At 63.0% G+C, this 18,309-nt stretch carries 22 protein-coding genes; 3 read left to right on the top strand and 19 right to left on the bottom strand.

The window, feature by feature from the left end; genetic code table 11:
• From chrA to FF80_RS21800, 3 genes are all read right to left on the bottom strand, one after another.
• Positions 1–1,192, bottom strand: a 1,192-nt coding sequence (chrA, locus tag FF80_RS02955; RefSeq protein WP_035097417.1) for a chromate efflux transporter, incomplete at its 3' end; no start/stop codon positions are given.
• A gap of 24 nt (positions 1,193–1,216) precedes the next feature.
• Entirely contained in the window at positions 1,217–2,047 is an 831-nt protein-coding gene (locus tag FF80_RS02950; protein ID WP_035097397.1) for a hypothetical protein, read from the bottom strand.
• Positions 2,040–2,210, bottom strand: a complete 171-nt coding sequence (locus tag FF80_RS21800; protein WP_160172784.1) for a hypothetical protein — start codon at positions 2,208–2,210, stop codon at positions 2,040–2,042. Before FF80_RS21800 ends, FF80_RS02950 begins: the two co-directional genes overlap by 8 nt.
• Before the next feature lie 247 nt (positions 2,211–2,457).
• On the opposite strand from FF80_RS21800, the gene FF80_RS02945 reads away from it, so the two are divergent.
• On the top strand, positions 2,458–3,561 hold the full coding sequence (locus tag FF80_RS02945) for a DUF2336 domain-containing protein (RefSeq protein WP_160172783.1): 1,104 nt from the start codon (positions 2,458–2,460) through the stop codon (positions 3,559–3,561).
• Here the strand turns inward: FF80_RS02945 and FF80_RS02940 are convergent.
• From FF80_RS02940 to FF80_RS20800, 3 genes are read right to left on the bottom strand one after another with little or no spacing between them, the layout of a single operon-like run.
• The gene (locus FF80_RS02940; protein ID WP_035097395.1) at positions 3,558–3,908 is read right to left on the bottom strand and encodes a DUF1491 family protein; all 351 of its coding nucleotides are present in this window, start codon (positions 3,906–3,908) and stop codon (positions 3,558–3,560) included. The genes FF80_RS02945 and FF80_RS02940 overlap by 4 nt on opposite strands.
• The gene (locus FF80_RS02935) at positions 3,908–5,089 is read right to left on the bottom strand and encodes a peptidoglycan-binding protein (protein ID WP_035097393.1); all 1,182 of its coding nucleotides are present in this window, start codon (positions 5,087–5,089) and stop codon (positions 3,908–3,910) included. The genes FF80_RS02940 and FF80_RS02935 overlap by 1 nt, the downstream gene beginning before the upstream one ends.
• Positions 5,086–6,861 carry a PAS domain-containing sensor histidine kinase gene (locus FF80_RS20800; RefSeq protein ID WP_160172782.1) on the bottom strand — a complete coding sequence of 592 codons (1,776 nt, stop codon included), beginning with the start codon at positions 6,859–6,861 and terminating at the stop codon, positions 5,086–5,088. Before FF80_RS20800 ends, FF80_RS02935 begins: the two co-directional genes overlap by 4 nt.
• A 366-nt stretch (positions 6,862–7,227) precedes the next feature.
• Here FF80_RS20800 and FF80_RS02925 point away from each other — a divergent pair, with 366 nt between their 5' ends.
• Together FF80_RS02925 and FF80_RS02920 are read left to right on the top strand one after the other, a co-directional pair.
• Positions 7,228–7,521: a hypothetical protein gene (locus tag FF80_RS02925; protein ID WP_035097392.1), complete on the top strand. Its 294-nt coding sequence runs from the start codon at positions 7,228–7,230 to the stop codon at positions 7,519–7,521.
• Between the two features lie 168 nt (positions 7,522–7,689).
• Entirely contained in the window at positions 7,690–8,115 is a 426-nt protein-coding gene (locus tag FF80_RS02920) for a SufE family protein (RefSeq protein ID WP_035097391.1), read from the top strand.
• 167 nt (positions 8,116–8,282) lie between these two features.
• Here the strand turns inward: FF80_RS02920 and FF80_RS02915 are convergent, their stop codons facing one another.
• The 13 genes from FF80_RS02915 to FF80_RS02855 form a co-directional block, all read right to left on the bottom strand.
• A complete protein-coding gene (locus FF80_RS02915; protein WP_052153103.1) occupies positions 8,283–8,786 on the bottom strand; it encodes a DUF6456 domain-containing protein in 504 nt (167 codons plus the stop codon).
• Complete coding sequence (locus FF80_RS02910) at positions 8,773–9,159, bottom strand: helix-turn-helix domain-containing protein (protein WP_348270313.1); 387 nt, start codon at positions 9,157–9,159, stop codon at positions 8,773–8,775. The genes FF80_RS02915 and FF80_RS02910 overlap by 14 nt, the downstream gene beginning before the upstream one ends.
• Positions 9,160–9,405: 246 nt before the next feature.
• Positions 9,406–10,305 (bottom strand): ATP-binding cassette domain-containing protein, encoded by a 900-nt coding sequence (locus FF80_RS02905; RefSeq protein ID WP_035097390.1) that lies wholly within the window; start codon positions 10,303–10,305, stop codon positions 9,406–9,408.
• Positions 10,305–11,117, bottom strand: coding sequence for an ABC transporter ATP-binding protein (locus FF80_RS02900; RefSeq protein WP_035097389.1), 813 nt, complete (start codon positions 11,115–11,117; stop codon positions 10,305–10,307). The genes FF80_RS02905 and FF80_RS02900 overlap by 1 nt, the downstream gene beginning before the upstream one ends.
• Positions 11,114–12,004 (bottom strand): ABC transporter permease, encoded by an 891-nt coding sequence (locus tag FF80_RS02895; protein WP_035097387.1) that lies wholly within the window; start codon positions 12,002–12,004, stop codon positions 11,114–11,116. Before FF80_RS02895 ends, FF80_RS02900 begins: the two co-directional genes overlap by 4 nt.
• 3 nt (positions 12,005–12,007) lie before the next feature.
• The gene (locus tag FF80_RS02890; protein ID WP_035097386.1) at positions 12,008–12,985 is read right to left on the bottom strand and encodes an ABC transporter permease; all 978 of its coding nucleotides are present in this window, start codon (positions 12,983–12,985) and stop codon (positions 12,008–12,010) included.
• 103 nt (positions 12,986–13,088) lie between these two features.
• Complete coding sequence (locus FF80_RS02885; protein ID WP_035097385.1) at positions 13,089–14,111, bottom strand: glycoside hydrolase family 3 N-terminal domain-containing protein; 1,023 nt, start codon at positions 14,109–14,111, stop codon at positions 13,089–13,091.
• Between the two features lie 16 nt (positions 14,112–14,127).
• Positions 14,128–14,619, bottom strand: a complete 492-nt coding sequence (locus FF80_RS02880; protein ID WP_035097384.1) for a GNAT family N-acetyltransferase — start codon at positions 14,617–14,619, stop codon at positions 14,128–14,130.
• Positions 14,620–15,041: 422 nt separating this feature from the next.
• A complete protein-coding gene (locus FF80_RS02875) occupies positions 15,042–15,464 on the bottom strand; it encodes a MucR family transcriptional regulator (RefSeq protein ID WP_035097383.1) in 423 nt (140 codons plus the stop codon).
• A gap of 132 nt (positions 15,465–15,596) precedes the next feature.
• Positions 15,597–15,944: a monovalent cation/H(+) antiporter subunit G gene (gene mnhG / locus FF80_RS02870; protein WP_052153102.1), complete on the bottom strand. Its 348-nt coding sequence runs from the start codon at positions 15,942–15,944 to the stop codon at positions 15,597–15,599.
• The gene (locus tag FF80_RS02865) at positions 15,941–16,249 is read right to left on the bottom strand and encodes a cation:proton antiporter (RefSeq protein WP_035097382.1); all 309 of its coding nucleotides are present in this window, start codon (positions 16,247–16,249) and stop codon (positions 15,941–15,943) included. Before FF80_RS02865 ends, mnhG begins: the two co-directional genes overlap by 4 nt.
• A complete protein-coding gene (locus FF80_RS02860) occupies positions 16,246–16,725 on the bottom strand; it encodes a Na+/H+ antiporter subunit E (RefSeq protein ID WP_035097381.1) in 480 nt (159 codons plus the stop codon). The genes FF80_RS02865 and FF80_RS02860 overlap by 4 nt, the downstream gene beginning before the upstream one ends.
• Positions 16,722–18,308 (bottom strand): proton-conducting transporter membrane subunit, encoded by a 1,587-nt coding sequence (locus tag FF80_RS02855; RefSeq protein WP_035097380.1) that lies wholly within the window; start codon positions 18,306–18,308, stop codon positions 16,722–16,724. Before FF80_RS02855 ends, FF80_RS02860 begins: the two co-directional genes overlap by 4 nt.
• Position 18,309: the final 1 nt, after the last annotated feature.

Below are 18,309 nucleotides of genomic sequence, written 5' to 3'. Positions count from 1 at the left end.
TCACCCCACCAGCCACCGCCAGTGCAACCACCACCACCCAAGGCGGCAGTTTCCACACCATCAGCAGCACAAATCCCGCCACCGCCAGCACCACATCCACCGGCCGCCCGATGGCGCTCACCCAGACCGGGTCATACAGCGCCGCTCCCAAAATCCCGACCACAGCCGCATTGGCCCCACGCATGCCCGCCTGCGCCAGGGGCCGCGCCCGAAACGCATCCCAGAACGGAAGCGCCCCAACCAGCAGCAAAAACCCCGGCAGGAAAACCGCGACCAGCGCAATCGCCGCCCCCAGCACCCCATTGGGCACCGGCCCGCTCACCGCGCCCAGAAACGCAGCAAACGTAAACAGCGGCCCCGGCACAGCCTGCGCCGCGCCATAGCCCACCAGAAACTGATCCCCGCTCACCCAGCCCTTGCCGACCACTTCAGCATCGAGCAGCGGCAGCACCACATGCCCGCCGCCAAACACCAGCGATCCGGCGCGATAAAAGGCATCGAACAGATTGAGCCCCTGCGAGCCCGCCACATTGGCCAGCAACGGCAACCCAATCAGCAACACTGCAAACAGCACCAGCATCGCCGCGCCAAACCGTTTGCTGATGCCAAACGAGGCCGTCGCATGCGTCGCCACCACTTCGCCCCGACACCACGCCAGCCCCGCCAGAATGCCCAGCCCAATCGCCGCCACCTGCCCGGCCGAACCCGCGACCAGCATGGTCAAAGCCAAAGCCATCACCGCAATGGCCGAACGCTGCCGGTCCGGCGCCAGGCTCCGCGCCATGCCCCACACCGCCTGCGCCACCACGGCAACCGCGACGATCTTGAGCCCATGCAGCACACCCTGCGCCACCGGCCCTTCCAGCGCGCCCGCCCCCAGGGCGAGCAACACCAACAGGATCGCCGATGGCAGGGTAAAGGCCGTCCAGGCCGCCAGCGCACCGAGCGGTCCGCCACGCCACAGCCCCAGCGCAAAGCCGACCTGGCTCGATGCCGGCCCCGGCAGGAACTGGCACAGCGCTACAAGATCGCCATAGCCCTGCTCGTCGATCCAGCGGCGGCGGGTAACCAGTTCATCGCGAAAATAGCCGAGATGGGCAATCGGCCCGCCGAACGAGGTCAGACCGAGCTTCAAAAATGCCAGAAAAACTTCGCCGGGATTGCCCTGACGGGCTGGTGTCATTTCGCTCATGCAGGTCCCATCTGGCAGGCCGCGCTATTTGGGCAGCACGATTTCCCGGTCGATCACCTGGGTCTCGTAACGTGACGGTATGACAACATCACTACGCCGCATACCCGCCCCGCCATCGCCGCAGAAATCGCGCCGATTGGCCCGGTCGACAAAGCCCGACATGCGCCGCAGCGCTTCGTCCACCGCCAGCGATTGCTCATGCGGCGTTTCCACCAGCAGATGATCCAGCGCATAATTGTACGACTGGTAGCGATAATTCAGCGCCCGCACGAACCAGGCGATGTGAATATCGTTCTCGGCCTTGCGATTGGCCACATTGCGCGCCTCGTCCGGTCCCAGCCCGCTCAGGTTCGCCAGCGCAATCGCCCGCTGCCGATCCACCTCGACCACCTCGCAGATCGATTTGAACGTGCCCGGCACCGTATCGAGATCGGCCGCAATATGCCGCCCCACGGTCGCATAGCGCACACGCGAGGATTCATACCGGGTGGTCTTCAGCCAATTGTAATAGCGGTCCACCGAAAAATTGCGGTCCACCTCGGGCAGAATGCGCGTGCGCTGCCACTCGACCGCAATGTCGTAGAACCAGTCCTTGGCATGCGCCGCGATCAGGAACCGCCAGACGCGATTATGCATCTCGTCTTCCTGGTCGGTCTGGTTGAAATCCGAATAGGGCTCCTTGCGCTGCCGCGCCAGCCACCCGCCGACCGCCGGCATCGCCGTGTCATGGGTAAAACTCGGCGCCGCCCGGCCGAAATCACCCACCGGCCGCGCGCCGCCGGTGCAAGCCACCAGCAGTCCGGCAAGCGCGATCGAGCCAGCAGCCCGCAGCGCCACCCCGAAAATGTCAGCCACGCTTACGCTTCGGCCGCGAGGGGGCAAGCCGCTTGCTCGGCACGGCATTTGTCCCCCGCTCGTAACGCACTCCGGTAAAGATGAAGATCTGCGCGCCACCGCTCAGCCTCGTTGCGGTTTTCGGCGCCGTTTCACGCAGATTGAATTTGACGAGCTTACCCAAGCCGGCCTCCAGCCAGTTTGCCCCTCCGTCCCTACCGGAGGCAGCCTCAAAACGACCATCGGACAGGCGACGCCGCTCGCTCTGTCCGTCTCCGCGTGAATCTTTTCACGCCTGCGCATTAAGAGATCGTCAAGGTTAACAGTCCGCTAACGAATTCGCCGCAAAAGTGGCCGTGCATCGAATGTGATGCGAACGCGAGTCGATGGTCCCGGATATGCTTGGCTTTCAGCCCTATGAAACATTTCAGTTGCTCATCGAGACCGGTGGCATCGACCGGACCAACACCCTGCTGATCGCGGCCTGCGACGCCTATACCCGCCGCGGCAAGCCCACTCCTCCCGAAATGGAACAGTTTGAGGCACTGGCCGGCCGCCTGTTCCCCACCGCCGCCCCTCAGGCCCGCGCCAAGGGCGCCGCCATTCTGGGACGCGCCGAAATGCTCTCGCCTATGCTGGAGCGCCTGGTGGTGGAAAATATCGGGGAAGACCTCAACAGCTTCCTGCAATCGGCCACCGCGCTGTCCGACCAGACGATGCTCGACGTCATTGCCCGCGAAGATATCCCCGCCGCCGCAATCCTTGCCACCCGCTCGGACCTGTCCAATGTCGTGCTGGCCAAGCTGTTCCAACTGAACTCGCGCAAAGTCTATCGGGCGCTCGCCGCCAACCCCGCCATCCAGCCGCGCGGCGCCTATCTCAGCGCCCTCGCCCGCTCCGCCCAGATGGATCACATTGTCGCCGAATCGCTGGCCAAACGCAGCGATTTCGACGCGGCTCTATTGGCCCCGGCCTTTTTCGATTTATCCGACAGCGACCGGATCAAGGTCATCCAGGCCTTCGCCCATCGCGGCACGCCGATCGCCCCGATCAGCAAGACCATCGAACAGCTCACCGTCGCCAGCGCCGATCTGACCAAGGCGCTGATGAAACTGTTCTCCGAGAACCGCCGCCCCGAGGTCACGCGCCTGCTCAGCCAGATCACCGGGCTTGATGAAGTGCGCTGCGGCCAGATCGCTCATGACGTTACCGGAGCCTCGCTCTTCGTCATCCTGCGCGCCTTCGGCTGCTCGGCCTATGATGGGCTCAAGGTATTGATCCACGCCACCAGCCACGATAGCGAGCGCTCGCAGGCGCTGGCCGATTTCGCCACGCTGTTCGGCAATGTCACGCCCGAATCCATGGCCTATCTGATGAGCGCCTGGCGCGGCGAGGTGAACCTGCTCGAGCTCAACAAGCCCGAATACAAGCCCTTCAGCGAGACCAGCCGCCGCACGCCGGCTGCCACGCATAACCCGGTGGTCGACCAGGCTATCGAAGCCCTGGCTCGCATCGGCCTGCGGCGCGCCGGCTAGATTTTCGATGCCGCACCCAGCTCGATCCCCGGGTCCTCGCCCCGCAGATCGAGGCTGAGCACCCACAGGTCCGGATCGAACTTGATTTCCTGCTGAATGCGCTCGAGCACCTTGGCGGGCTCGACACGGCGAAAGCGGCGCTGGAACACCAGGGCCGCTTCATTGCCTTCGCGGCCAGCCATGGGCGCGGGGGTGAACAGGCTTACCGTCCCATCGAGATGGTCCACCTCGATAAACACCTGCCCGGCAATGGGATCACCCCGCCGGGACACGACGCACATATTGCCCAGATCATTATGGCGGCGCACAAAGGCGCTGCACCAGAGATCGCTGCGCAGCGCAGCCATCAGATGGTCGCGCCGGCGTCCCGCAGCAGTCCGACGAGATCGGGGTTCACCTGCCCGGTCACCCGATAGCTGTGAAAGTTCTCGAACTCGCGGATCGCCTTGGCTGTCGACTCGCCCGGCTTGCCATCGATAGGGGCATGATAAAAGCCCAGGCTCGCCAGGCCGCGCTGGATCTGGCTGATCAGCTGAGTGTCATTGGCCGGCTGCAGGGGCGCGGTCGCCTGTGCGGGCGCCGCCTGCGGCTGCACAACAGCCGTGACCGGCCGGGGGGCGGCCATGGGCTCAAGCGAAGCCACCTGCACCGGCGCCGGCATGGGCTGGCTGACCGGCATCATCGGCAGGGCTGGAATAGGCTGCCCCGAAGCGCCGGCTGGACGGCCATCGACGGCCGCGACGATGGAATCGATGGTCTGCGCGGCAGCATTGCCCACCGTGTCGACCGCATCATCGATAGGGGACAGCGGCGGCAATTGGGCAACGACGCGATCAGGCGGCGCGACAGGCTGCACCGGGACCGGAGCCTGTTGCACCGCCACTTGCTGCACGGGCGCGGGCGGCATCACCGGTTGGGGTGCTGGAGCAGTGACGGCCTGGCGCTGCACCGGCACCATGCCCGCAGCATCAGCGCGCAAAATGGCATCCACCACTTCGCGGCTCATGGCGCCGGTTGGCACCATGCCATTGCGCTCTTCAAAGGCGCGGATCGCCTGCGCGGTGCGCGGGCCGTAATAGCCGTCCACGACGCCATCGAAGAGACCCAGTTCGGTCAGCTTCTTCTGCACCTGGAAGGCCTCCTTGTTGCCCACCGGCGCGTCAGGAATTGGCTGGGTAACCGGAGTGACGCTGCCCGTCGTCTCATTGGTCACCGGCGTTGCCACAACGCTTTGCTGCATCGGCGTCGGGGCGATCGTGGGCGCATCGGCCGGTGCGTCCACCGGCGTGGGCACGATTTCGGCCACCCCGAGCGAGGGCGTGAACAGCGGCGCGGGGTGCCGCGCCGTCTGGAAATAGAGGGCGTTGCTGGCGGCAAGCGCGGTCATCGTCACCATGGCCAATAGACCGGTGGAGGCGAGCGGGGCACGCATATAGCGCGAGAAGGTCCAAAGGCCCGCGCGACCCAGATAGGTCGCAACGGCGCTGCCCGCCAGCAGTGGCAGGCGGGAGAGTGTCGTTGCCGTCATTGCGCTTTTCTTTTTTCGTCGTGCCATGAACTGATGGGAGCGGCGGGCGGCTCTTTATGGAGGGTTGTCACGATCGCAGTTTCCTCCGTCTTTATTGCTGGACCGTTTATGGGCAGCAAAACAGTGACGGTTGTCCCCGCGCCAATCTCAGACATGGCCCGCAATGTGCCGTCATGCAAGTCCACCAGGCCCTTGACGATGGAAAGCCCCAGCCCCGTGCCCTCATATTGGCGCGACAGCCCGTCCTGTGCCTGGAAAAATGGTTCACCGATACGCTGCAGCGATTCGGGCGCCATGCCGATGCCCTTGTCGCTCACCGACAGGTTGAGGCTCTGCCCCTGGCGCTTGAGCGACACGGTGACCGTACCGCCGCGATTGCTGAACTTGATGGCGTTGGAGAGCAGGTTGAGCACGATCTGCCGGCAGGCGCGCTCGTCCGCCACCAGCATGGGCAGGCCCTTGCCGATCTCGGCGGCCAGCGTCACCTGGCGTTCCCTGGCCAATTGTTCGACCATGCTGAAGCAGGGTTCAATTATGCCTTCGACATTGAAGGGTTCGGCCTGCAGCTCGAATTTACCCGCTTCGATCTTGGACATGTCGAGCAGCATGCGCACCACTTCAAGCAAGTGCTTGCCGCTCTGGTGGATCAGCCCGGCATATTCGCGATGGGTTGGGGACAATTCCCCGCCAATGCCCGAGGTCATCATTTCGGAGAAGCCGACCACCGCATTGAGCGGGGTGCGCAATTCGTGCCCGATGGTGGCGAGGAACCGCGATTTGGCATCCGAGGATTCCTCGGCAACCCGGCGCGCTTCGGCCATGGCGACCTCGCCGTCCTTGCGGCCGGTAACATCGCGATAGAGCGCCACGACTTCAAAGCGCGAACCATCGCCCTTTGATTCGAGCACGGGCGAAAAACTGATCTCGACCCAGATGAAGCGCGGCAGCTTGGTCGCGCCCGCCGGATCATCCTGGCGCATGCGCAGCTCAAGCACGCGGGTGCGGCCGGCCAGATTGGCATCGGCAAAAGCACTGAGATAGGCGGGGCGATCGAGCACATGCACCCGCTCGCCCAGGCCCGCGCCGGTCAGCTCATAGCGGCGGCAGCCGAACAGCTGCTCGGACGAGCGCGACGCCAGCAGCACTTCGCCGGTGCCGGAAAAACGGATCACCGCATCCTGCACATGCTCGATCAGGTGCCGATAGGCGGTCACCTGCGCCTTGTCATAGACTTCATAGGCCGCGTTGATGCGGTTGGCCGAGTGCCCGACAATGCCCACGCAACCCAGGAATGCCAGCACCGAAGTGGGTGCCAGCACGGCATTGGGAACCGGAATGGGTGATACGCCAAACAGCGACGCTATCGCCCCAAGCCCGACAATGGCCGCCAATAGCCACCAGGCCTGGCGCCGCAGCGGATGGCGGGCGACGAGCGAGGCCAGAATCGGCCCCATCGAGGCGACGCCGATGCCAACATCGCCAAAACGCGGATCGGCAAGGGTCAGCAGCAGCCCCATGGCCATGATGGTGACGACCTGCCCGGCGGCTGCTTCGTCGAACAGCTGGCGCTGATGCAACGACAGCGTCAGCATGCCGCCGGCAAGGCCCATGGCTGCCAGCGCGAAGGGGAGCAACGTGCCGGTCACCAGGGCATAGATCGCGAAGGGCATGAGCAGGCCGGACATCGCAATCGCCAGGCGTGCATTATTGGCCAGCGTCTTGCGGCGCAGCACTTCGGGCCGATGCCCGGAGTCGGCAACGGCCAGTCTCATCTCTTTGCTTTCGCCGAAAGAGAACAGGCTACGCATACAGTTTTACTCACACTATGACGCCGCCGGGGCATACCGGGACAAGACATGAAACGCGTCTTATCTGCCTGAATGGGTTCAGGTCTTGTTGCCCCCAACCTGCGCGCTCAAGAGCTAAGACGGCCTTAAGCGCGCCGCCTTCGGGGAGGCGCCGGAACGAGGAAAGGCGGGTTTTGAGGAATAGCGTAAACAAGGCGTTGCCCATCTTATTCGAGGGCACCCAATTTGATTCAAATTTTATCGAAATGTCCCAGCACAGTTTAAAGACTGCACGCTAGCTTTGGTGGCGTGGGCAGCAATAGCCCGCCAGCAAATACGGAATACGTGGCAATGTTACTGGTTCGATCCATCTTCTGGCTGACCCTGGCATATATGGTGATCAAGCCCGGCGTCGATTTCGCCGATGCCGCCAATAGCCTGTCCAGCCGGGCTGTGGCCGCTGGCACAAAGGTGGTCGCCGAGCAGGTCCAGAACATTGAATGCGACACTCTGCAATGCCTTGGCGGCAAAGCCGTGTTGTCGGCCGCCATGCAATCCGGTTCCGCGATCGGCACAACCATGCATGAGACGCCGATCGCCAGCCCGGTTCCCTTCCCCAGGCCTCGGCTGGACCGGGCCGGTTAAGAGCGTCCAGAAGGGCGCTCTTCCACTAATCCAGGGTTGCCTCGCTTGCCCAAGCGAGTTTCCTCCAGCGACCCTGGCTCCTGCCGCAGGCGCGTTGCCCCGTGCTTGCGGCTTTTTCTTGCGCCTGCGGGTGTGGAAATGCCGGCTGGCATGAACTAGATACAGCCTATGACCGAGCCCCAAGCCTTCCAGGACATTGCCGAAAACCTGTCTTTCCTCGACGATTGGGAAGATCGCTATCGCTACATCATCGAATTGGGTCAGGCCCTGCCCAAGCTCACCGACGAGGAACGCTCGCCGGAAAACAAAGTGCATGGCTGCGTCTCGCAAGTGTGGCTGGCCGCTCAGACCACCCAGCGCGATGGCCAGACCATCCTCACCTATCGCGGGGAAAGCGACGCCATGATCGTGCAGGGCCTGGTCGCCGTATTGCTCGCCCTCTATTCCGGCCGCCCCGCCCAGGACATTGCCGCAACCGACGCAATCACCCTGTTCGACAAGCTGGGCCTGCGCGAACACCTTACCACCCAGCGCTCCAACGGCCTGGTCGCCATGGTCAACCGGATTCGGGCCGAGGGTAAGGCGCTGAGCTGACCCCCTCATCCGCCCTTCGGGCACCTTCTCCCACAAGGGGAGAAGGGCGGCTCCGTGGTTGGGCTAAACGCGGAGCCAACCCTCGCCCCTTGTGGGAGAGGGACAGACCTGACGCGTTCAGCGGAAGGTCAGGGTGAGGGGTTCTCTCCGCAAGCTCGATGCCTCTGCTAGCCAACCCTCTCCTCTGCAATCAACGGCAACCGCTCCCCCAGCCACCCCGTCTGCTTGCCTCCATCCAGCCCCGTAGCCTGGACCGACAGCCCCATAATCCCCGCCAATTGCTCCAGCCCGATCCGCAGCACCAGCTTGGCACTCCGCCGGGGCCAGCGCCGTTCGGTCTCGATCAATTGCAGCCCCTTGCCGAGCCCGCACACATCGAACACCACGCCCCAGCAATCCACCGGCAAAAGTGTCGCCAGCTTATTGAGCCGCTGGCGCGCATCCGCCGCCGAATCTGAAGCGTCGCCCACACCATTGCCGCCGCCGCGGCCAATCCGGCTGGCGTCATAACTCATGGTGACGCGCGGGCTCAGCCGCGACCGCTCTACCAGCTTGGCCAGCCGATTGGCCGCCGCCACGTGATGCGGCGCCAGAAACGGAGTGCCGTCGGCCTCCTTGCTCGCCGCCAGCCGGGCCAACACCGCGTCGTCGCTCTGATCAATGGCCGGCATGGCGCGGCTCCCATAGAGGCTGGGCATGCTGCTCGTCGATCACTTGTTCGAGCCGCGTGACGAAGGCATCGAATTCGGCGTCCTCCCGCAAATCTTCGATCAGTGCGCAGGCATATGAGACTGTTGTCCTATCTCGCCCAAAGGCATTACCGACCTCGCTCAGGCTGCGCCCCAGCATGACATGAGCCAGATACATGGCCAGCTGCCGCGCCCGCGCTGCCGAGGCCCGGCAGCGCGACGCATGCATAAGCAACCGCATGGGCACATTATTTTCGCGCGCCACCAAGGCCGCGACGTCATCGCAAGCCCAAGCCTGACCACCGCCAGGCTGACCTTGTGCCGCCGCCGCGATTGGTTGATAAGTAGGATGCACCCTTGGCCTCCATTGCAATCAAGGAATTTATTCCTACACATTGCAACGCAGAAAGCCAGCCGGGGATAAGTCGAATAAGTGGGCGTATGGACGAGCTTAGCGTGGGCGCACCGGCCGGCCTCCCCGGAGGGAGGGTAACGAGAGTCACGATTTGGAAAGAGACACGGCTCAACCTCGCCCCTCAGGGGAGAGGGGACGAAAGAGCCGCTAAATCGTATGCGATGCCATAGTGCAGGTCGTGCGCCCCTACCCCGCAATCGGCCGAATAAAATGCCCCGGCCCAACCTCGCTGATCACCGGCTGCGGCACCGCCGATAATCGCCGGATATTTTCTACATCGGCCATTTCAGCATTGTACTGCGACTGGGCGAACCTCACATCCGGGTCCGGCACCGCCGATAGCAACAGCCGAGTATAGGCATGCTGGGGATTATTCAGCACGCTTTCCGTCGGCCCCCATTCCACGATCTGGCCGGCATACATCACGATAATGTCCTCGGCCACGTAGCGGGCCGTCGCGATATCGTGGGTGATGTAGAGCAGCGCCAACCCCAGCGAGCGCTTCATCTCGTTGAGCAGGTTCAGAATGCCCAGCCGCACCGACACGTCCAGCATGGAGGTCGGCTCATCGGCCACGATGACCTCCGGCCCCACCGCCAGAGCCCGCGCAATGCTGATGCGCTGGCGTTGACCGCCCGAGAGTTCATGGGGAAACTTGGCCGCCATAAGGGCCGGATCGAGCTTGACCCGCTCCAGCAATTCCTCAATCGCCGCCTTGCGCTGCGCCGCACCCAGCCCCTTCTGGTGCAGCCGCAAGGGCCGCTCCAGATGATAGTGAACCGTGTGCGCCGGGTTGAGCGCCGAAAACGGGTCTTGAAAGATCATCTGTACCGCCCGGCGATAGGCGGCCATCGAATGGCTCACCGGCGCGCCCCGGAACAGCAATTGCCCCTCATCGGGTTGATATTCGCGCATGATCAGCCGCGCGCATGTGGTCTTGCCGCTGCCCGATTCACCCACCAGCGCCAGCGTGCGGCCGGCCCGAAGGGCAAAGGATACCGAGCGGGCGGCGTAGACGGGTGTGGCGCCCTTGCCGAACACCTTGGAGACATTGTCGAGCGCAAGGACGGGATTTTGGTCGATCATTATTGGGCGCCCTGCCTGATCTGCTCGCCATGCAGCCGGGGCATCGAGGCCCAGAGCTTGCGGGTATAGTCATGCTGGGGGGCGGTATAGATGTCATGCGCCGCATTGACCTCGACCAGCTTGCCTTCCAGCATCACGCCGATCCGGTCACACACCTGCACCATCAGCCCCAGATCATGGGTGATGAACAATACGGAAAATCCGAGTTCCCCCCGCAGCGTGTCGATGCGCTGCAGGATTTCACGCTGCACCACCACATCGAGCGCAGTCGTCGGCTCATCCATGATCAGCAGCTTGGGATTGAGCGCTAGGCATATGGCAATAACGATGCGCTGCCGCATGCCGCCCGAGCATTGATGCGGATAAGATTTGAGCCGATCGACCGAGATATCGACCAGTTTGAGCAGCTCGGCTGCCCGCTCCCGCGCCTGCGCCCGGTTCATGCCGAGATGGGTGTGCAGCACATCATAGAATTGCGTCTCGATTGTCAGCACCGGATTGAGCGAATTCATGGCGCTTTGAAACACCATGGCCACTTGGCTCCAGCGGAACTTGCGCAATTGCTCGGTGTCGAGATCGAGCACATTGCGGCCCTGCAGCAGGATCTCGCCCGAACGGATCAGCGCCGGCGGGCGATGCAGCCGGCTGATGGCAAAGGCGATGGTGCTCTTGCCGCAGCCCGATTCCCCGGCCAGCCCGAAGAACTCGCCCGGGCCGATATCGAAGCTCACATCATCAACGGCACGAAAGTCCGTCTCGTCGCCGATATAGTCGATGGAGAGGTTTTTGACCGACAGGACGGGCACGCTCATAGCCGCCCCTCCCCGGCCTGCACCAGGGCCGCCCAGCGCCCAAGCCGCCCGCCCGTGCGCAGCCGGGGATTGGCGATTTCATCGATGGCAAAGTTGATCAGCGCCAGGCTCAGCCCCAGCAGCGCCAGCGCAATACAGGGCGAGAGCAGGTCCCACCACGCCCCAACCGACAGGGCCGAGGCGTTTTGCGCATTGTAGAGCATGATCCCCCAGGAGACGGTATTGGGATCGCCCAGTCCCAGAAATTCGAGCGTCGCCTCGGTGATCACCGCGAAGATGACGCTGCCGATGAAATTAATCCCCACGATGGAAATGAGATTGGGAAAAATCTCGAACGCCATGATGCGCCAGGAGGGCTCTCCCAGCATCTCCGCCGATTTGATGAAATCCTTCTGCCGGATAGACAACGTTTCCGCCCGGGTCACCCGCACACCCCAGGCCCACGATGTCAGCCCCAGAATGACGGCAATCACCAGCGGGCTCGCCTGCCCGATAAAGGCGGCCAGCACCAGCAGCAGCGGCAGGTTTGGCACGACCAGCACCATATTGGTGAAGAAGTTGATGACCTCGTCGATCACCCCGCCTTTGTAGCCGGCGATAATGCCCAGCATGGTGCCGATGAGCGTGATCATCAACCCGGCGCCAAAGCCCACCGCCAACGACGTCCGCGCCCCGTAGATCAGTTGGGTGAATACATCGCGGCCCACGCGGGTCGTGCCCAGCCAATGTTCAAGTGACGGCGGCTGATGCGGCCGGCCCACCCGCGCCGTGGGCGAATATTGGCTTAGCAGCGGCGCGGCAAAGGCCGCGACGATGATCAGCAGCAGAATGACCGCGCCAATCACGGCCTTGCGATTACGGAGCAGGCCCGAGACGAGTTGCTGCATGGCTCAGGCCTTCCTCAGGCGCGGATCGAGCAGCACATAGCTCAGATCGACGATGAAATTGGAAACCAGCATGGCGCCGGTCATGATCAGCAATTGCCCCTGGATCACCGGATAGTCCCGCGCCAGGATCGCCTGATAGAGCACATTGCCGAGCCCCGGATAGTTGAACACCACCTCGGTCACCAGTGAACCGCCCAGCACCGTGCCGATGGCAATGGCCAGCGCACTGAAGGTGGGCAGCAGCGCATTGCGCGCCGCATACCACAGCATCACCCGGCCCTCGCCCAGCCCCTTGGCGCGGCCCATGACGATATAATCTTCGCCCAAAAGGTTGATCATGTTGTTGCGCATGGTCACGGCAAAACCGCCGACCAGCACGATGAACAGGGTCAGCATGGGCAGCGTGCCATGGCGGATGACGCTGCCGATATATTGAGCCGAAAAAGCCGGATCAAGCATGGGGTCGGCCGCATAGCCGCTGGGAAACCAGCCCAGCTGGTAGCCGAAGATGAACAGCATGACGAGCGAGATGACCACGGCGGGAACCGAGCTCGAAAAGATCGCGCTCATCGAGATGATTGTGTCGAGTCTCGTGCCGCGCCGCCACGCCGCCAGCGCGCCCAGCAGCGTGCCGCAGGTAAAGCTCAGAATGGTTGCCAGCCCCATCAGCCCCACAGTCCAGACCAGCGCGCGCGCCAGCAATTCGGTAACCGGCAGCGGGAAATACTTGATCGACACGCCCAGGTCGCCGGTAAACACGCTTTGCAAATAGGTCAGGTATTGCTGCCAGAGCGGGGCTTCGATGAAGCCGAAGGTGAGCTTGAGCGCGTTGAGATTTTCCAGCGACAGCTCCGAGCCGGCGCTGGCGAACATCATCTGGATCGGATCGCCCGGCATCACCCGCGGCAGGAAGAAATTGATGGTCGCCGCCGCAATGAAAGCGGCGAGGTAGAAAGCGAGGCGCCGCAGCAAGAAACTCATTTATCTATCCCTGGATGATGCGGCCCAGGCCACAGGACGAAGTCTATTGGAGCGGAGCCCGCGCCAGCAAGCGAAACACTTGGGCGGCAAGCCCCACGAGCAGCTAGGCGATACCGTTCTGTGCAAAAATCTCCTCGACTTCCGCATGCAGCGCCCGCACGTCGACCCGCAATTTCCTCCGCTTGGCATTGGCGGCAGCAATTCGCTTCAGACTGGCCTCGCTCAGCGGCCGTGCGGCGCGCGCCGCAGCCTGGCTCGCGGCCAGGTCGCCCTGGCTGTGCAACGCAATGTCATATCCGGCGTCCAGCGCCCGGGTCACCCGCTCCGGCCAGGTGCCGCTCAGCGCCTCCATGCTCAGGCAATCGGTGATCAGCACCCCGTCATAATCGAGCTGATTGCGGATCAGCTCGCAGATAATGGGCGACACCGAAGCCGGCCGCTCGGCATCGAAAGCCGTAAAGATCAGATGCGCCACCATGGCCCAGGGCGTGTCCTTGAGCCGGATGAAGGGCACAAAATCGGTCGCCATCAGGTCTTCAAGCGAGGCGTCGACCACCGGACAGGTGAAATGCGGATCGACAGTCACCCGCCCATAGCCGGGAATATGTTTCATCACGGGGATTTCCCCGGTTTCGAGCATGCCGGCGATCACTTCGCGCCCCAGCGCGGCGATCATCTCGGTATCGGCGCCAAAGGCGCGCTGCCCGATCACTTCATGCATGCCCTTGAGCGCCATATCGACCACCGGCGTGCAGCCGCTATCGATATTGAGCTCCGCCATCATCGCGCCCATGGCCTGGCTCGATAGCCGCAGCGCCCTTTTGGCCAGCTCGAAATCCTTCTGCGCCAGCGCGCCAAAGGAACCGAAGCTGCGGAACGAGGGCCAGCGCCCATTGTCGAGCCGCTGCACGCGCCCGCCTTCCTGGTCGATGAAGACGGCCGCGTCGTCCCGGCCCACCGCCTCGCGAAACTGCGCCGTCAGCCGCTTGGCCTGTTCGGGATTGTCCAGATTGCGCCGGAACAGGAACAGCCCGTAGGGATTGGTTTCGCGGAAAAACGCGATCTCGTCGGCGGATAGTTCCAGTCCCGGCATGCCGACGAAAAGAGCGAGCGGTGTGCTGGCCATCAAGTGCTTTCCATAGCTATGTCAGGCCAGCCACGGGTTTGACCCGCAACAGGCCCTGATAAATGTCGTCCTTGTCCGCCACGATCGGCACGGCGCCCACCGCATTGGCGTAAAAATCCACCGGCCCCGCCGAGCCAATGATCGCGTAGGCATAGCCCTGCCCCTTCATCGCGATAAGGCCGTGATAGAGCAGCGCCAAGCCGAGCTTCTTGCCGCGCATGGTTTCATGCACACCGGTCGGCCCGAAAAACCCGCGCGCCGTCGCGTCGTAACAGGCAAAGCCCGCCAACGCACCATCCACAATGGCAATCAGGCAGCCCGGCGGCTGGTGCCCCATGGCGACCGCGACTTCACTGGCCCAATAGGCGCTGAAATTGGCACGCACCCAGTCGGTGACGATATGCTGCTCAGGCGGCAGAGCGACGCGAATGCTGGCCTCGACATCACCAACGCGCCCGGCAAGCTCACCAAGGCGTCGGGAATAGAGGTTCACAAGCAAATCGGTCATACGCGCTCGCTGCCAGCTGCGTCCGCCCCGCAATGGATGGGTCCAGACAATACCAATCTAGACACGCTAATACCAATTTATACCGCCTGGCAAGCAAGGGCGGTCGCCACCCAGATGCACAATGCCGTTCGCCCACAATGTCATGCATTTGTTCGGCAGGTACCGCCCGGCCCTGGCGCTGAGCCCCAAAGCGCAAAAAGGGCCGCGCATCACATGCGCGACCCTTTTTCTTCAGCGTTCGTCCCGGAATCCGCCTGGCCTCAGGCCAGATTCAGACCCCGTCTGAGGTCGGAACCTCAACGGCTCCGACGGCTACCGTCAAAACCAATTCCTGCGGCCACACGCTGCGTGAGCGGCCGCTGAAACATTTGCGTTTCGCCACTGTCCTGTTGCCGAGGACATGGGCGAATCGCCGTGACTGCTTAAGCAGCCTTGCGGCCCAGGCCGTTATCCTTGGCCAACTTCGAGCGGGTTGCCGAGTAATTCGGAGCAACCATCGGGTAGTCGGCCGGCAGGCCCCACTTCTCGCGGTATTCTTCCGGCGAGAGATTGTAGTGGGTGCGAAGATGGCGCTTCAAAGACTTGAACTTCTTACCATCTTCCAGGCAGATGATGTAATCGGCCGCAACGGATTTACGAACGGGTACAGCAGGCTTAAGCTCTTCAATTGCAACAGGAACTTCGTTGTTCTGAAGGGCACGCAGGGCGCCGTGAACTTCGGCGATCAGCTTGGGCAGATCGGTTGGGCTCACAGCATTATGACTTACATAGGCAGAGACGATCTCGGTACTGAGTTCGATCAGATCGCTCTCAAAACCGGCCGCCGTTCCGGTATTGTCGCTCATAGTTCAACCTTTCATTATTTTTATTGGGCAGCAACAAGCTAGGTCACCACCATCGTTCATTTCTAGTGCCGTTTATTGCCACACGCAACCCAACGTCCACAACATTGCTACTGTAACAATGGTGTAAAATGATCACATCAAACTTTGGCCACTTTTAGACTTGAGCTCGTCGATTTCCATCAATTCGTCTGCACGATAGCCGGCATAATGACTTGCCCGCGCCAGCAGGTGGGCCGACACCGGCGTAGTCAACAACAAGAAGCCCACGCCAATTATTGCGCGCAACGCCACCGCCGCATCAAAGCAAACCAATGCCACGGCAAGCAAAATCAATCCGCCGCCCACCGCACCCGCCTTGGACGCCGCGTGCATGCGCATATAGAGGTCGGGCAGCCTTAACACGCCGATGGCCGCCAGCAGCGTGAATATTGCGCCTGCCAGCAATGCAGCGCAGCCCAGATAGATCAGCGCGTCCGTCATGGATGGCCCTCCCCGCCGGAGCCGCTGAGCGGCCGCTGGCGCGACAGTATGTAACGGGCAAAACCCACCGTGGCCAGAAAGCCCAAAAGCGCCAGGGCAATGGCGATATCGAGATAAAGCGCACGGCCGGTGCGGATCGCGATAGTGCCGACAAAGCCCATGGCCGACACGGTGAGCAGGTCGAGCGCCAGCACGCGATCGGGCAGGCTTGGCCCGATGATCACCCGCACCACCGACAGCAGCAGCGCCAGGGCGAGGATGACCAGGGCAATCATGGTCACCACGGAGAGCACGGTCGCGCTCATTCAAATACCTCCTTGACCTTGATCTCAAAGCCCTTGGCGATATCGGCGATCAGCGCTTCGCGCGTCGACAGCGTCAGTGCATGCACATAAAGCACGCCACGATCTTCGGACACATCTATGCTCAGCGTGCCCGGCGTCAGCGTGATCAGATTGGCCAGGAGGGTGATTTCGGCATCCGATTTGACCGTTAGCGGCACCGCGACAATGGCCGGCCGCAGCGCTGATTTGAGGTCCGGTGTCACCACGATAATGGCCACGCGAATGGCGCTCAGCATCAGCTCATAGACAAACAGCAGGGCCAGCGAGCTGATTCGCCGCAATTTGCGCAGGGCGCGAGGCGGCGCGAAGGCACGGCGCAACAGCAGGACTGCAATTGCTCCGATGGCTGCACCAAAGAGCAGGTTCAGCCCCGAGAAATTGCCGGTAATGGCTGCCCAGCCCAGTGCCAGCACGATGACGATTGCTGCCGGGCTCATGGCGTCGCCTCCGCCAGGCCGACCGCCGCGATATAGCGCGCCGGATCGACCAGATCTGCGGCCCCGGTGCGCGCGCCTTCAAATAACAGGTTGGGCCACAGCCCGGCCAGCACGATCAGCGCCGTGAGTACGACGCTCGCACCCAGGCCGAACCATTGTTCACGCGCGCCGGGCGTGCGCAAGGTTATCGTCTCATGCTCGGATGCTCCCTCGGCGCCCGAGCGCCAGAAGACATGCGCCCATAGCCGCGAGCCGGCAATCAGCGTCAGCACTGCATTGGCCAGCAGCGCCAGCACCAGTACGCCATCGGCCCAGTCCCCCGCCAGTGCCTGCTGCAACCCGGCATCGAGTAGCAGCAGTTTCGGCCAGAAACCGAGGAAGGGCGGCACGCCCGCCGTCGCCAGCACCAGCACCAAAAACAACACCGAAAGCGGCGTGCTGGCGGCATAAAGCCCGCCCATGAGCCGCGTATCGCGCTGCCCCGTGCGCCGCTCGATCAGCCCGGCAACAAGATACAGCGCGGTCATGGTGAGGATGGCGTGGAACACATAGAGCGCCGCCCCGGCCACGCCGCCTTCAGAGGGCAGCGCGATACCCGCCAGCACCGCCCCGATGCCGCCGATCACCAGGAAGCCGATGGCGCGGCGCAGATTGGTTTCGGCAATCGCTCCGAGCGGGGCAATCAGCAGCGTTGCGATGGCGACCAGCAGCAAAGCCGGCTCCAGAATGTCCCGGCTCGCTGGCAACAGCTGCACCAGCGCCCGCAGCAGCGCATAGACGCCCACCTTGGTGAGCAGGCCGGCAAACAGCGCGGAAATTACCGCAGGCGGTGTGTGATAGGAGGCAGGCAACCAGGCATTGAGCGGAAACGCCGCCGCCTTCATGCCAAAGGCCAGCAGCAGCAGCGCCGCAATGCCGGTCAGCGCCGCCGGATTGGCGGTTGTCGCCTTGCCGATAATATCGGCCATGTTGAGCGTGCCGAGCAGCCCATAGATCAGCCCCAGCGACAGCAGGAACAGCGTGGTGGCGAGGAAATTGAGGAAGCCATATTTCACTGCACCATCGAGTTGCAATGGCCGCCCGCCGGTGACGATCAACCCGAACGAGGCGATCAGCATCACCTCGAACCAGACATAGAGATTGAACAGATCGCCGGTCAGGAACGCCCCGGTCACCCCGGCCAAAAGCAGCAGTACCAGCGCGTGAAAGCCGTCACCGCGCTCATCAGGCCCGCGCTCACCCTCGGCATAGATGATGACAATCAGCGTCACCAAAGCCGCCGCCAGCGCAAAACCGGCGCCGAAAATATCGGCGGTGAAGCTGATACCGAAGGGCGGCAGCCATTTGCCCATGGTCATGCTCAGCGGCCCCTCGACCGCGATGCGCTGCAGCAGCGCCACCTCGCAGGCGATGATGGCGATGACCACCAGTCCCGCAATCAGCGCCGGCACATGCCGGATCTGCCGCAGCATCAGCAGCAATGCTGCGCCCAGCAGCGCCAGCACCAGCGGCAGCACGATAACCCAGTCGGCCAGAACCGTCGGCGTCTCTATCATTGCGGTGGGGAGTGCCAAATGGTCCATC

It is taken from the genome of Devosia sp. LC5 (assembly GCF_000735585.1).
Classification (GTDB): Bacteria; Pseudomonadota; Alphaproteobacteria; order Rhizobiales; family Devosiaceae; genus Devosia.
Note: the sequence above shows the minus strand (reverse complement) of the source record. Positions and strands in the feature narration are given on the sequence as shown.